The organism is Pseudomonas sp. FG86 (assembly GCF_057808775.1).
Genome location: NZ_JBMDIS010000007.1, coordinates 51842 through 65863, shown reverse-complemented (window position 1 = coordinate 65863; position 14022 = coordinate 51842). Strand labels below are relative to the sequence as shown.

Sequence of the window (14022 nt, the reverse complement as noted above, 5' to 3'; positions counted from 1 at the left end):
CTTTTTTACCGAGCCACTTAGACTAAGGACTGACAGTGCAATAAGTTTGCCAGGCGATGGCGCTCACCAAATAGTCTGATATCTAATTGATTTTATTGGACTTTGTATTTGTGTATGGGCGTGTTCGGGCGTCTGTCGGATGGGGTTTTCTGCCATTGGCAGTGCCTGTTGACAGAGGTGGCAGTGCCACAACAGGATAGAAGAATGGATTCCAGGAGCCATGATGAAGACTTTCCAGCCGACCCCCACCAACGCCGTGCCCCCTCCGGATCAAGTGCAGTCGCTTGTTTCGTTTTTGGAGCACGAACCCAACCCCATGATCGTGCTTGATCCGGACTACAACATCCTGGCGGCCAACACGGCCTATCAGCGTCAGTTCGGCAGCGCCGACAAGCCGTTCATCGGGCATAAGTGCTATCAGATCTCCCACCATTACGACGTCCCGTGTGATCAGGCGGGTGAGAATTGCCCGATGAAAAAAGCCCAGGAAATGCGTGGGCCGGATCGTGTCTTGCACATCCACCACACGCCTCGGGGGCCTGAGCATGTCGACGTGGAATTGCGCCCGATCCTCGACGAGCACGGGGTGATTACCGCCTATGTGGAGCGCCTGACACTGGTACGCAGCGCCTCGGCGCGCCCCAGCGACGAAGGGTTGGTCGGCTGTTCACCGGCTTTCAACCTCGCCCTGTCGGAGTTGCAACGGGTGGCGCCCTCCATGCTGCCGGTGCTGCTGCTGGGGGAATCGGGCACCGGTAAAGAGCTGTTCGCGCGCGCCGTCCATGAAACCAGCGAGCGGGCCGCCGGGCCGTTTGTGGTGGTGGATTGCTCGGGCTTGACCGAAACGCTGTTCGAGAGTGAGCTGTTCGGCCATGAAAAAGGCGCCTTTACCGGCGCCATCACGCGCAAGCCCGGCTTGGTCGAAACCGCCCAGGGCGGCACATTATTCCTGGATGAAATTGGCGATGTGCCGCTGGCCATGCAGGTGAAACTGTTGCGCCTGATCGAATCGTCGACTTATCGCCGGGTCGGCAGTGTCGAGACCTGTCACGCCAATTTCAGATTGATTGCCGCCACCCACAAACCGCTGGAAAAGATGATGGAAAAAGGCGAGTTCAGGCAGGACCTGTACTATCGCATCAGCGCCTTCCCGATTCACTTGCCACCCTTGCGTAACCGGGTCGAAGACATCGGCTTGCTGGCCAATTCCTTTCTGCAGCGTGGCGGTGCCGGCAAGCGCCGCCTGACCCTCGACCCTGAAGCCTTGGCAAGGCTCCAGCAGTACCCCTGGCCTGGCAATATCCGTGAGTTACGCAATGCGCTGGAAAGAGCCAGCCTGTTCGCTGACGACGGTGTCATCCGTGCCGTCCATTTACCCCAGGCATGCGTGGCGCTGCCGCCTCAGGCTGTGGCTTCGACCCCGTTGGACAGCAACACGCTGGCGCAGGCCCTGGCGACATTCAAAGGCACCCGCAGCGAGTTGGCCAGGCACCTGGGCATCAGTGACAGGACCTTGTACCGACGCCTGAAAGAACAGGGCCTGGCCTAGGCAGTCTCCGACTGCCAGCGCGCTGCCAACCTGGCAGATTGGCAGCGCGCTGGTCTGCCAATTTCCGCTGAATTCAACCCGATCACATCGTAAATGTCTGTTTTATAAGCATATAAATACAGACCCAGGCCTTGGCATGCCCTGTGCTAATTGCCTGGCATGACCATTTCCGACAAACGCCTGCTACGCCATCTGCTCACCGCGGTGCTGATCAAGCTCGTGCTGCTGAGCGTGCTGTGGTGGCTGTTCGTCCGGGACTCGCACGTCACTGTCGACCCGAACACGGTCGGCAACCGATTCGGTGTACCCACCTCGACTCAAGGGGCAAGCAAGTGATCTCAGAACAACTGGTGGATTTGTCACGGCTGCAGTTCGCGGCGACTGCGCTATACCACTTTCTTTTCGTGCCGCTGACGGTGGGCATGGTGTGGCTGCTGGTCATCATGGAGAGCGTCTATGTGATGACCGGGAATGTCATCTGGAAAGATATGACGCGCTTTTGGGGCAAGTTATTCGGCATCAACTTCGCCTTGGGGGTGACCACCGGCATCACCTTGGAATTTCAGTTCGGCACCAACTGGGCGTACTACTCCCACTACGTGGGCGACATCTTCGGCGCCCCGCTGGCCATTGAGGGGTTGATGGCGTTTTTCCTCGAGTCGACCATGATCGGGCTGTTCTTTTTTGGCTGGGATCGCCTGAAGAAAGAGCATCACTTGCTGGTCACGCTGCTGATGGCCATCGGTACCAACCTGTCGGCGTTGTGGATATTGATCGCCAATGGCTGGATGCAGAACCCGGTGGGCTCGGAGTTCAGCTACATCACCATGCGCATGGAGATGGTGGATTTCTGGGCGGTGGTGTTCAACCCGGTGGCCCAGGCCAAGTTTGTCCACACGGTATCTGCCGGTTATGTCACCGGCTCGATGTTTGTGTTGTCGATCTCCAGTTGGTACTTGCTCAAGGGGCGTGACATCGAGTTCGCCAAGCGCAGTTTTCGGGTGGCGGCTGCCTTCGGCCTGGCCTCGGTGCTGAGCGTCATCGTGCTGGGGGATGAGTCGGGTTACACGGTGGGCGAGGCGCAGCAAACCAAGCTCGCGGCCATGGAGGCCATGTGGGAAACCAAGCCGGCGCCGGCGGGGCTGACCTTGCTGGCCAGCATCAATGAAGCCGAATCCCGGAACAACTGGGAAGTCGACGTGCCGTGGGTGATGGGCTTGATCGGCACGCGCTCGGTGAGCAAACAGATTCCCGGCATTCATGACATCAAAGAGAAAAACCGCGCGCGCATCCTGCGTGGCATTACCGCGGTCAATGCGCTGGAAGCCCTGCGCGCCGATCGCACCGATAAGGCGGCGTTCGAGACCTTCGAAGCGTACAAGGCCGACCTCGGCTTTGGCCTGCTGCTTAAAAAGTACGTCGCGGATGTCAACCAGGCCACCCCGGCCATTATCGACAAGGCGGTGAACGATACCGTACCGCGCGTAACCCCGATGTTCTGGGCGTTCCGGGCCATGGTCGCGCTGGGTTTCGCCATGCTCCTGCTGTTCGGGCTAGCCTTCTGGAGCACCTTGAAGTCGGCCTGCACACGCCGCCGCTGGCTGCTGCGTTGGGCGCTCTGCATGCTCCCCGCGCCCTGGCTCGCCTGCGAGCTGGGCTGGTTCGTCGCTGAATACGGTCGTCAACCCTGGACCATCTACGGCGTGCTGCCCACCCACATGAGCGTCTCCACGCTCAGCATCAACAACCTCTATGGCTCGCTGGCAGGATTCGTCGCTTTCTACACCGTTCTGCTGGTGGTTGAAATGTTCCTGATGGTCAAGTTCGCCCGCCAAGGGCCCGGCAGCCTCGGAACCGGCCGTTATGCCCACGATGCCAACCTGAAGGAACTCCACCATGCTTGATTACGTCACCCTGAAAATTATCTGGTGGGCACTGGTCGGCGTACTGCTGATCGGCTTCGCCATCATGGACGGCCACGATATGGGGGTCGGCACCCTGCTGCCCTTTGTAGGCCGCACGGACCTGGAGCGCCGCGTCGCGATCAACACGGTGGGGCCGCACTGGGACGGCAACCAGGTGTGGTTCATCACGGCGGGCGGCGCGTTGTTCGCGGCGTGGCCGGTGGTGTATGCCACTGCGTTCAGCGGGTTTTACTGGGCGATGATCCTGGTCCTGTGGGCGCTGTTCTTCCGCCCTGTGGGGTTCGATTATCGCAGCAAGATCCACAACGCCAGATGGCGCAGCACCTGGGACTGGGGGCTGTTTGTCGGCGGGGCCGTGCCGCCGCTGGTGTTCGGCATCGCGTTCGGCAACCTGTTGCAAGGTGTACCGTTCCACTTCAGCAACCTGCTCGTATCGACGTACACCGGGAGTTTCTGGCAACTGCTGAACCCCTTCGCGCTGCTGACCGGGGTGGTGAGCAGTGCAATGATCACGCTGCAAGGCGGTACGTACCTGGCGCACCGCACTGAAGGGGCGATCCAGGCCCGGGCGATCAAAGGCGGGGTGGGCGCGGCGTTGGTGCTGCTCTGCACATTTGTGATCGCCGGCATCTGGTTGCAATGGATCGACGGCTATCGCATTACCTCGGTGGTGGATACCGCCGGGCTGCCGGACATTCTCAACAAGACGGTGGTGCGCGAAGCCGGTGCCTGGATGGCCAATTACGGCCATTACCCTTGGCTGTGGCTGCTGCCCGTGCTGGGCTTGGGCGGCGCAGCCGCTGCCGCGTTGTTGCTGATGATGCGGCGGACCCTGGCCGCGTTCGTCGCGTCGTCGCTCGCGGTGATCGGCGTGATCAGCACGGCCGGTGTCTCGATGTTTCCCTTCGTCATGCCGTCGTCATCGGTACCGGCGGCCAGCCTGACCGTGTGGGACAGCGTTGCCAGTCATCTGAGCCTGGCGATTATGTTCTGGGCCACGCTGATTTTCATGCCGCTGATCGTGATCTACACCTCATGGGCTTATCGCGTCATGCGCGGCAAGGTCACCGTGGCGCAGATCAAAGCCAACGAACATTCAGCCTACTAGCGTCATCGGAGGAGCAACGACTATGTGGTATTTCGCCTGGATGCTGGGAGTCGGCTTTGCACTGCTGCTGGCCATATTAAATGCGATGTGGGGCGAGAACGAAGCCGGCCGCGCCCTGAACGATCGTGACGAGACGCGGCCATGACGCCGCGTGCCGCCGACGCACCGGCGCCCTCACAGCTACACCTGCTGAGCTTGCTGCTTGCCATCGCGATGATGCTGGCGTGTACGCTCTATCCGCCGATGATGACCGCGCCAGATGGCCGCGCTGATCATGGGCTGGCAACGGCGTTGTTCACCGCGATGAGCGTGGCCTTTGTCAGGGGCGTGGGGTTTGTGCCACGCAGGCGTGTGTGGCGCGGGTTGTTCTCGGGCTGGACCTGCCTGGCCGCACTGGCCCTGGCGGGCGCGCTGAAGTTCCTGCGCTGAAGGAGCGACGATCCCGACGCTACGGTGGCATCTCTTTGCCGTAGCGGGATCGTCGAGCCTTGCGCACGCGGCGGCGCCGGAATGCTGGAAGCGTCAGAACGTCTGGCCCATGGAAAACTGGAAGATCTGCTTGTCCGCGTTCTCCGGCGTGCGGATCGGATACGCCAGGTTGACACTCAAGGGCCCCAGCGGGCTGTACCACGTCACGCCCACCCCCACTGAGCTGGCCATCTGGCTCAGGTCCACACTGCCGCAGCCTTGGGTGGTGCTCAGGTAGCATTTGTCCGAATACACCGAGCCCATGTCCCAGAACAGCGAGGTGCGCACGGATTTGTTGTCCTTGATGAACGGCACCGGGAACAAGTACTCCGCGCCCCCGGTAATCAGGATATTGCCGCCCAACGCATCGGTATCGCGGTCTGAATAGTACGCCTGACCGGCGCTGGCATAGGTGCCGGTCGCCGGGGTGCTGCGCGGGCCGAGGGTGCCACTTTTAAAACCGCGCACCGTGCCTTCGCCGCCCGCGGTATAGCTTTCATAGAAGGGCAGCCCGTCCGTGGCGCCATAACCGTTGCCGTAACCGAGCTTGGTATGCAAGCGCAGGGCCGTGGTGTTGCTGACGGGCAGGAAGGTTTGCCCCGTGTAGTCGACTTTGTAGAAGCTCAGGTCACTGCCGGGCACCGTCACGGTCAGGTTGAGGTTTTGCGAGTGCCCGCGCGTGGCCAATACGCCCTTGTTCAAGGTCGACTCCGACCAGCCCAGGTTGGCCTTGAAGTTGGTGAACTGCTTGCCTTCGCGCTCGATGAAATCGTAGATCTCGTCGGCGCTGTAAGTGCCTGGCTCGATGCTGTCGTGTTGAGCGGTCAGGCCGAAACTCAGGCGTGAGGTCTCATTGATCGGATAGCCGAGGGTGGCGCCCAGGCCAAAACTGTTGATGGCGTAATAAGACACCCCATCATCGTAGTATTTGTTGTAGTCGGTCTTGTTGTAGAACGCGTTGTAACCCAGGCTCACCCCGTCGGCCGTGAAGTAAGGGTCGGTGAAACCGATGTTGTACTTGCTCTGGTAGGACGAACGGGTCAGCCCCAGGCTGGCGTAATTACCCGTGCCGAGAAAGTTGTTCTGGGTAATCGAGCCGCCGAGGATCAGCCCCGAACTCTGGGCGAAGCCGACGCTGGCAGTGATCGAGCCGGAGGCTTGTTCTTCCACGGCGTAGTTCACATCCAGCTGGTCATCCACCCCGGCGACTGCCGGCGTCTCGACATTCACCTCCTTGAAGAACCCCAGGCGCTCCAGGCGGACCTTGGATTGGTCGATCAGGTAGGTCGACGCCCAGCCACCCTCCATCTGGCGCATTTCGCGGCGCAACACCTGGTCGTCGGTCTTGGTATTGCCCCGGAAGTTGATGCGATTGACGTAAGCCCGCTTGCCGGGGTCGACGCTGAAGAGGATGTCGACCGTATGATCGGCGTCATGGACCTGGGGCGTACCGTTGACGTTGGCGAACGTATAGCCTTCGTTGCCCAGGCGGCGGGTAATCAACTCCGAGGTGGTGGTCATCAATTTGCGCGAGAACACCTGGCCCTTTTGCACCAGCAGCAATGATTGGAGCTGGTCTTGCGGGACTTTCAGCTCGCCGCTCAACTTGACGTCGCGCACCGTGTATTTCTGGCCTTCCTGGATGTTCACGGTGATGTAGACGTGCTTTTTGTCCGGGGTCATGGAAACCTGGGTCGAGCTGATGTCCATGTTGATGTAGCCACGGTCCAGGTAGTAGGAGCGCAGCCGTTCGAGGTCGCCGGAGAGCTTCTCCCGCGCGTATTTATCGTCGTTCTTGAAAAATGACAGCCAGTTGCTGGTCTTGAGCGTGAAGGTGTCGGTCAAGGCGTCGTCGGGGAATACCGTATTGCCCACCACGTTGATGTGCTGGATCGACGCCACTTCACCTTCATCGATCTTGATCTTCACGCCGACCCGGTTGCGCGGCTGGGCGATGACCTCGGTGTCGACCGACGCCGAATAGCGGCCCTGGGCAACGTACTGACGCTGCAACTCATTGCGCACACCCTCCAGGGTGGCACGCTGGAATATCTCACCTTCGGCAAGCCCGCTCTGCTTCATGCCCTTCATCAAGTCCTCGGTGGAGATCGCCTTGTTGCCTTCGAATTCGATACTGGCAACCGAAGGACGCTCGACTACATTGATAATCAGCACGTCGCCTTCGCGGCTCAACTGGATGTCCTGGAAGAACCCGGTCTTGAACAACGCACGCGTGGAGTCCACCAGGCGCCGGTCATCCGCTTCGTCGCCGACATTCAGCGGCAGTGCGCCGAACACGCTGCCCGCCGAGACCCGTTGCAGGCCATTGATTCGAATATCCGAGATTTTGAAGCCTTGGGCGAGTGCCAGTGAGGCATTGAGCAGCAGCGCAACCGAGCAGAGCAGGCGCGAAAAATTCATCAAGATCTTTTCCAGAACACATCGACAAGCAGCGCCGGCGCGCTTGGATCACTCGCCGACCGGTGAAGGGCGAGCATACGAGCGCGGGGCGTTTGGTGCGGTTAACCGAATGTCAAGTTAGGTAAAGGTTGGCCCGAATCGCTGCTGCAAGGCTGATAATGCGCACCCACCCCACAGACGAGCCGGCAATGATCTCCGTACTGTTAGTCGACGACGACCAGGAATTGACTGGAATGCTGAGCCAGTACCTGGCGTGTGAAGGCTTCGAAGCCACGGCCGTGCACACGGGCGAGGAGGGCGAGGCCGAAGCGCTGTCGGGCCGCTACAGCATTGTGGTGCTGGATGTCATGCTGCCCCAGCGCTCGGGCATCGAGGTGCTGCGGCGTATCCGCACGGTCAGCCAGGTGCCCGTGGTGCTGCTGACCGCCCGTGGCGACAATATCGATCGCATCACCGGCCTGGAGCTGGGCGCCGACGATTATGTGCCCAAGCCCAGTTCCCCAGGCGAGCTGGTGGCACGCCTGCGCGCCATCATGCGCAGGGTGCAGGCGGCAGGCCAGCCGACCACCGAGGTGATCAAGACCGGCTCGCTGGTGTTGTGGCCAGGCAAGCGTGAGGCCCTGTGGAAAGGCGCCGAGCTGGGTGTGACCAGCACCGAGTTCAGCCTGCTCGAAGAGCTGGCCCGCAGCGCCGGCCAGGTGGTAAGCAAAAAAGACCTGTCGCTCAATGCCCTGGGCTGCCCGCTGACCCGCTACGATCGGCGCATTGACGTGCACATCAGCAGCATCCGGCAAAAGCTGGGGCCGCGCCCGGATGCCAAGGCCTGGATCCAGAGCGTGCGCGGGCTTGGCTACCTGTTGATTGCCGAATGAGCAAGCCCGGCCTGCTGTTCTGGAAGCTGTTCCTGGCTTTCTGGCTGGCGACCACCTTGACGTTCCTGGTGGGCGTCGGTGTGCTTGAGGTGGGTCGCTTCCGCCCGGGCGACCCGCATGTGGAGGCGATCCTCGCCAGCGAAAAGAGGCTGCTGCAACAGTTTGGTGTCCAAGCCGCCGGCCAGCTTCTGACGGTATGGGAGCGGCCGCCGGATGAGGCCATCGGGGTCTATGACAGCACCGGCCAGTTGCTGGTTGGCGCTCCCGTTGCACAGCCGGCCTATGAGCAAGCGGTCACCAGTCGGGAGGGCCTGGCGCTGTCTCTGCGGTCGACCCATGCGCCGGGTAATGACGCAGGCAGGCCGTGGCCCCAGATCCCGCTGATCATCGGTACGCTGATGAGTGCGCTGTTCAGCGGTTACATGGCGTACTACCTGGCCTGGCCCTTGGCGCACTTGCGTCGGGCAATGAGCGATGTGGCCCAGGGGCGTTTCGAAACCCGGGTCAAGCCGTCCATGGGCAAGCGCCGCGATGAAATCGTCGACCTGGCCGAAGACTGCGACCGCATGGCCAACCAGTTGAAGGTATTGGTGCAAGCCCAGCAGCACCTGCTGCACGACATCTCCCATGAGCTGCGCTCGCCGCTGACGCGCATGCAAGCGGCCATCGGCCTGTTGCGCCAGGACGCCGCGCGCCTGGAAATGCTCGAACGCATCGAGCGCGAATCCGAACGCATGGACACCCTGATCGAAGCGTTGCTGACCCTGGCTCGCCTGCAAGGCCGGCCAGAAAGCATCGAGCGCGAGCCGGTGGATATCGTCGAATTGCTGGCGATGATTGTCGAAGATGCGCAGTTCGAAGCCGGTATCAAGGGCTGCCGCGTTCATCTGCAGGCTTGCCCGCCGTTTATCGCCTGTGTCAGCGGCGAGTTGCTGTACCGCTGCTTTGAGAATGTGATCCGCAACGCTGTGCGCTATACCCGGCCGGGTACTACCGTGCGGGTCTCGGCGCACGTCAATGCCGAGGCGAATCGCTTGAGCGTGCGCATCAGCGACCAAGGCCCGGGGGTGCAGCATGACCGGCTGCACAGCATCTTCCAGCCGTTCGAGCGCGGCGTGGGCGATGCCACTGTCGGCTTTGGCCTGGGCCTGGCCATCGCCGCGCGGGCAGTGCAGATGCACGGCGGCACTATCGAGGCGCGCAATGAGATGGGGGGAGGGCTGACCGTGGAGGTCAACCTGCACAGCGCGCGATCTTTACACGACATTACATTGGCTTGACCGCCCTGTACGTCGCCGCTCATTAGACTGGTCGCCAGTGATCGAGCGGAGATGGCAATGTTTCAGGTGCATAAAAAGGGCTTTGTGCCCGGCAGGAAAATGGTCGACGGCCTGGTCCCGTATGATTTCTTTTGCGAAGACAGCCCGGCGATCAATCTCTTCGTGTTTACCGGCGCGGCCACCCCAGGCGCAAGCGTCGAAGAGCAGACGCTGTGGGGCTTCACCCGGCTGGAGCGGTTCGAGGCGATGACCAGCGTGCTGGTGGGCAACAAGCAACAGGCCGGCTGGTTTCAAAGCGTCAATGTGCTGACCGGGCCTGACCTGAACGGTACGCAAAGCGTGAAATTCCAGCGCGTGCTGAAAATCATCAAGCACGCGAGCGCCACGCGCAAAGTCGACTACGAGATCCTGACCGACGAAGGCGACACCTACTTCACCCGGCCGACCGTCGCGCCGAACTGTGCGCAAACCGTCATCTATTCGGCCGACACCTCCGCTCAGCGTGGGTAAACACGCCATGAAGGCGGCGTAAGGAGTACTCGAACTTTTTTTGTGAATGATTTTCGTCGAAGCCTGTCCCTTTTTTTCACTTCACCGGTCATTCCAGGTAAGTGAACAAAATCGAGAGCTTCTTCCAATGCCCGCAGTCCTCCCCTTGCGCTTGCGCCCGTTGCTCAAACTGAGCCTGGTGCTGAGCCTCAGCGCCAGCCCGCTGTTTGTCCCGCTCAGCTATGCCGAAGACACCGCCGCCCGCCGCAGCTACCAGGTGCCCGCCGGGAGCCTGAGTGCCGCGCTGACCCGTTTTGCCGGGTTGTCAGGCGTCAACCTGTCGGTGGACCCGGCGCTGGTCAGCGGGCGCAGCAGCGCTGGGTTGTCCGGTGAGTACGGCGTGGAGGAGGGCTTTGCGCGTTTGCTGCAAGGCTCGGGCCTGCAACTGCAATCGATGGGCGAGCAGGCCTACATGCTGGTGCCGGTACCGGATGGCAGCAGCCTGGAGCTGGCGCCGACGTCCATCCTGGGCACCACGGGCCTGTATGACGGCGATACCTACGCCGGCGGCCAGGTGGCGCGCCGTGGCTCGCAGGGCTTGCTGGGCACGCGGGACTTCATGGAAACGCCGTTCAGCATGACCACCTACACCCAGGACACGGTCAAGAACCAGCAGGCGCGCACCCTCGGCGACCTGATCGCCAGCGACCCCTCGGTACGCGCCACTAACCCGGCCGGCGGGCGGTATGAACAGTTCACCATTCGCGGCTTCAGCCTGTTCAACAGTGATGTGGCCTACAACGGCCTGTACGGCGTGCTGCCCACTTACACCATCGACATGGAAATGGCCGACCGCGTCGATATCTTCAAAGGCCCCACCCAGTTGATCAACGGCATCTCGCCGCGCGGCAGCGTGGGCGGCGGCATCAACGTGGTGCCCAAGCGCGCCACCGACAAGGACATCACCTCGTTTACCGGCACCTGGGCCTCCGACAGCCAGGCGGGCGGGGCGGTGGATGTGGGGCGGCGCTTTGGCGAGGACAACAAGTTCGGCCTGCGTTTCAATGGCGTGAAGCAATCTGGCGATACCACCTGGGACCACCAGAGCGTCGACCGCGAAATGGCGGTGCTGGGCCTGGATTTCCGTGGCGAACGCCTGCGCCTTTCCACCGATATCGGCCACACCGAACGCGATACCGATGCGCCACAGGAACGTGTGCAAGTGGCCGCCGCCGCGCCAGTGCCGAGCGCCAACGATGTGCGCCACAACTACGCGCAATCCTGGAGCAAGGCCAGCACCAACGACACCTTCGGTACCGTGAATGCCGAATATGACCTCAGCGATTCGGTGATGCTCTACGGCGGTGTGGGCGCGCGTAAAAGCAACCACGACTTCCTGCGCCATGCAGTGTCAGTGACCAATGCGGCCGGCGATTTCACGGTGCAGCCCCGTGATTTCACCCGTGATGAAAATGTGCGCACCTACAACGCGGGTGTGCGCAACTGGTTTCACACCGGGCCGGTGAGCCATGAGGTCAACCTGGCCGCCAGCTACTTCTATATGGACTTCACCAACGGCGGCGCGCGTTATGCGAACGCGTCGAGCAATCTCTACAACCCCGTGCAAACTGCGACGCCGTCCGTGGCCACGCGCCAGGATGCGAAGGTCTACACCGAGAACAAGTTCAGTGGCGTGGCCTTGTCCGACACCCTCGGCTTCTTCGATGATCGCCTGCTGTTGACCCTTGGCGCGCGCTGGCAGCGGGTCAAGGTGGATGACTGGAACAATGGGGTCAAAGGCCGCACCGGCTACGACGAAGAAAAGATCTCGCCATCCGGCGGCTTGCTGTTCAAAGCCACCGACAAACTGTCGCTGTACGCCAACTACATGGAGGGCTTGAGCCAGGGCAAGATCGCGCCGTCCACGTCGAGGAATGAAGACGAGATCTTCCCGCCGTTTATCAGCCGCCAGGTCGAAGTCGGCGCCAAATACGACGCCGGAGCCTTCGCCGTGACCGCCGCCGTGTTCCGCATCAAGCAACCGGCCTATGAAACCAACGCCACCTCGCGGTTATTCGGCCCCAACGGCAAGCGCCAGAACCAAGGGGCGGAAGTCAGCGTGTTCGGTGAACCGCTCAAGGGCGTCCGCCTGCTCGGTGGGGTGATGTACATCGATAGCGAACTGACGCACACCACCAACGGTACCTACGACGGCAACCGCGCGCCGGCCACGCCCAAGTACAACGTCAACCTCGGCGCCGAGTGGGACGTACCGACCCTCGAAGGCTTGACCCTGACCAGCCGCGGCATCTACTCCAGCTCGCAGTACCTGGACCCGTCCAACGTCAAGGAAATCGACGCCTGGAACCGCATCGACGTCGGCGCACGCTATGCCTTCAAGGTGGATGACAAGCACATCACCCTGCGGGCCAATGTCGAGAACGTCGCCGATAAGCGCTATTGGAGCTCGGCGGGTGCGTCGGATGACAGCGAGCCGGGGCTGACCCTGTCGACCCCACGCACCTACCTGCTGTCTGCCACCGTCGACTTCTAATACCCGCGCCCCTGTATGGATTGATGGCTTGTTGTGGCGAGCGGGCTTGCCCCGCGTTGGGCTGCGAAGCAGCCCCAAGACACCGTCCCGGAGCTGCCTGACACACTGCAGCGCTCTTATTGGGGCCGCTTCGCGACCCAACGCGGGGCAAGCCCGCTCGCCACAGTTACTGTGTTCTTCCTTTACTGACAGGCATCAGGGCTTGCCCCGGGCGGTCGGAAGCCTTGGAGGATGAGGTACAGCGTTTGAACCGGTTGGACTGCCGCCTGATCGAACGGGAAAGCGCCTGAGCTTTATTTGCGGCCCAGGGGCAATTTGGATACGGTGCAAGCCTGCCCACAAGGACCTCCCCATGACCGAGCCTGCCCCCAAGACCCGCCGCGCGCCCAAAGGTGAAAAACGCCGCGAAGAGCTGCTGGACGCGGCCTTGCAGGTGTTTTCCCTGGAGGGTTACAGCGGCGCTTCGGTGGCCAAGGTGGCGGCCATCGTCGGTATTTCCGTGGCCGGTGTGCTGCATCACTTCCCCAGCAAAATTTCATTATTGATGGGCGTGTTGCAACGTCGCGACGAGGTCAATCAACGGATTGCCGATGAAGTGCGCGCGGAGAAGTCGCTGACCGGGTTGCTCGGAAGCCTGCGCGCGATCAACCGTTCGAACGCCACCGCGCCGGGCGTGGTGCGCGCGTTTACCATCTTGAATGCCGAAAGCCTGCTCGACACCCAACCGGCCTGGGCCTGGTTCCAGGCGCGCTATGCGGCGATTCAGCAACGTATGCAGGGGCAGTTTGCCGACCTGGTCGCAGCGGGGGAGGTGCGCAGCGATGTGGACATCGCCGGGCTGGTGGAAGAAATCCTGGCCATGATGGACGGCTTGCAGATCCAGTGGCTGCGCTTTCCGGAGCAGGTGGACCTGGTGGCGCGGTTTGACAGCTACATCGCGCGGGTCGAGGCAGCCATCAGAACTTGAGTCGAACACAGTCAAATGTGGGAGGGGCGGTGCGACGATTCGACTTGCCCCCGATGGCGGCCTCTGGGCCGACTATTTTTTTGGTTTGGACCGGGTACATATCCGTTGCTGCGGTAACGGCCACTTAGGGTTCCGCCCTTACGGCGGCTCACTTTGGAAAAGCCCCAAAGTAAGCAAAGGGCTCTTGCCCCACCACTCGGCACCTCGCCCAGGCTCGGTGTGCCCGCAATCCGACAGTGATTTGGGGGGCCGCCGCCACGCGCCATCCATGGCGCGGGGCGGCTAAACCGGCATCCCTGCCGGTTTACCCCCCAAATCACTATCGAATTGCGGCCAGCGTGGTTTAACGGGGCGCCTGAGATCAAGATCAAGATCTAAAGCAAGATCAA

Annotated in this window: 12 protein-coding genes; 11 read left to right on the top strand and 1 reads right to left on the bottom strand. The window is 61.6% G+C overall.

Annotated elements, in window-relative coordinates; genetic code table 11:
- Positions 1–223: 223 nt before the first annotated feature.
- From ACODSV_RS06905 to ACODSV_RS06880, 6 genes are all read left to right on the top strand, one after another.
- Positions 224–1549 (top strand): sigma-54 interaction domain-containing protein, encoded by a 1326-nt coding sequence (locus ACODSV_RS06905; protein WP_150296282.1) that lies wholly within the window; start codon positions 224–226, stop codon positions 1547–1549.
- A 159-nt stretch (positions 1550–1708) separates the two neighbouring features.
- Positions 1709–1885: a cytochrome oxidase putative small subunit CydP gene (gene cydP, locus ACODSV_RS06900; RefSeq protein ID WP_024076427.1), complete on the top strand. Its 177-nt coding sequence runs from the start codon at positions 1709–1711 to the stop codon at positions 1883–1885.
- Entirely contained in the window at positions 1882–3453 is a 1572-nt protein-coding gene (locus ACODSV_RS06895; RefSeq protein ID WP_024076426.1) for a cytochrome ubiquinol oxidase subunit I, read from the top strand. The genes cydP and ACODSV_RS06895 overlap by 4 nt, the downstream gene beginning before the upstream one ends.
- Entirely contained in the window at positions 3446–4582 is a 1137-nt protein-coding gene (gene cydB / locus ACODSV_RS06890) for a cytochrome d ubiquinol oxidase subunit II (RefSeq protein WP_150056358.1), read from the top strand. The genes ACODSV_RS06895 and cydB overlap by 8 nt, the downstream gene beginning before the upstream one ends.
- Positions 4583–4604: 22 nt before the next feature.
- Complete coding sequence (gene cydX / locus ACODSV_RS06885) at positions 4605–4727, top strand: cytochrome bd-I oxidase subunit CydX (RefSeq protein ID WP_024076424.1); 123 nt, start codon at positions 4605–4607, stop codon at positions 4725–4727.
- Positions 4724–5011: a cyd operon YbgE family protein gene (locus ACODSV_RS06880; RefSeq protein WP_024076423.1), complete on the top strand. Its 288-nt coding sequence runs from the start codon at positions 4724–4726 to the stop codon at positions 5009–5011. Before cydX ends, ACODSV_RS06880 begins: the two co-directional genes overlap by 4 nt.
- A gap of 93 nt (positions 5012–5104) precedes the next feature.
- Here the strand turns inward: ACODSV_RS06880 and bamA are convergent, their stop codons facing one another.
- Complete coding sequence (gene bamA / locus ACODSV_RS06875) at positions 5105–7471, bottom strand: outer membrane protein assembly factor BamA (RefSeq protein WP_069076698.1); 2367 nt, start codon at positions 7469–7471, stop codon at positions 5105–5107.
- Between the two features lie 188 nt (positions 7472–7659).
- Here bamA and ACODSV_RS06870 point away from each other — a divergent pair, with 188 nt between their 5' ends.
- The 5 genes from ACODSV_RS06870 to ACODSV_RS06850 all read left to right on the top strand — a co-directional run bounded on the left by ACODSV_RS06870 (position 7660) and on the right by ACODSV_RS06850 (position 13633).
- Positions 7660–8343 (top strand): response regulator transcription factor, encoded by a 684-nt coding sequence (locus ACODSV_RS06870; protein WP_150056207.1) that lies wholly within the window; start codon positions 7660–7662, stop codon positions 8341–8343.
- A complete protein-coding gene (locus tag ACODSV_RS06865) occupies positions 8340–9623 on the top strand; it encodes an ATP-binding protein (protein ID WP_069076699.1) in 1284 nt (427 codons plus the stop codon). Before ACODSV_RS06870 ends, ACODSV_RS06865 begins: the two co-directional genes overlap by 4 nt.
- A 57-nt stretch (positions 9624–9680) precedes the next feature.
- Positions 9681–10133, top strand: coding sequence for a hypothetical protein (locus tag ACODSV_RS06860; RefSeq protein WP_069076700.1), 453 nt, complete (start codon positions 9681–9683; stop codon positions 10131–10133).
- 127 nt (positions 10134–10260) lie between these two features.
- Positions 10261–12666: a TonB-dependent receptor gene (locus ACODSV_RS06855; RefSeq protein ID WP_150056206.1), complete on the top strand. Its 2406-nt coding sequence runs from the start codon at positions 10261–10263 to the stop codon at positions 12664–12666.
- 352 nt (positions 12667–13018) lie between these two features.
- Entirely contained in the window at positions 13019–13633 is a 615-nt protein-coding gene (locus ACODSV_RS06850; protein ID WP_024076417.1) for a TetR/AcrR family transcriptional regulator, read from the top strand.
- The last annotated feature ends 389 nt before the right edge of the window (positions 13634–14022 follow it).

What these genes read in the sequence shown, in the direction of transcription:
- ACODSV_RS06905 (WP_150296282.1), top strand. Translation starts at nt 224, where the DNA reads ATGAAGACTTTCCAGCCGACCCCCACCAACGCCGTGCCCCCTCCGGAT.
- cydP (WP_024076427.1), top strand. Translation starts at nt 1,709, where the DNA reads ATGACCATTTCCGACAAACGCCTGCTACGCCATCTGCTCACCGCGGTG.
- cydB (WP_150056358.1), top strand. Translation starts at nt 3,446, where the DNA reads ATGCTTGATTACGTCACCCTGAAAATTATCTGGTGGGCACTGGTCGGC.
- cydX (WP_024076424.1), top strand. Translation starts at nt 4,605, where the DNA reads ATGTGGTATTTCGCCTGGATGCTGGGAGTCGGCTTTGCACTGCTGCTG.
- ACODSV_RS06880 (WP_024076423.1), top strand. Translation starts at nt 4,724, where the DNA reads ATGACGCCGCGTGCCGCCGACGCACCGGCGCCCTCACAGCTACACCTG.
- bamA (WP_069076698.1), bottom strand. Translation starts at nt 7,471, where the DNA reads ATGAATTTTTCGCGCCTGCTCTGCTCGGTTGCGCTGCTGCTCAATGCC.
- ACODSV_RS06870 (WP_150056207.1), top strand. Translation starts at nt 7,660, where the DNA reads ATGATCTCCGTACTGTTAGTCGACGACGACCAGGAATTGACTGGAATG.
- ACODSV_RS06865 (WP_069076699.1), top strand. Translation starts at nt 8,340, where the DNA reads ATGAGCAAGCCCGGCCTGCTGTTCTGGAAGCTGTTCCTGGCTTTCTGG.
- ACODSV_RS06860 (WP_069076700.1), top strand. Translation starts at nt 9,681, where the DNA reads ATGTTTCAGGTGCATAAAAAGGGCTTTGTGCCCGGCAGGAAAATGGTC.
- ACODSV_RS06855 (WP_150056206.1), top strand. Translation starts at nt 10,261, where the DNA reads ATGCCCGCAGTCCTCCCCTTGCGCTTGCGCCCGTTGCTCAAACTGAGC.
- ACODSV_RS06850 (WP_024076417.1), top strand. Translation starts at nt 13,019, where the DNA reads ATGACCGAGCCTGCCCCCAAGACCCGCCGCGCGCCCAAAGGTGAAAAA.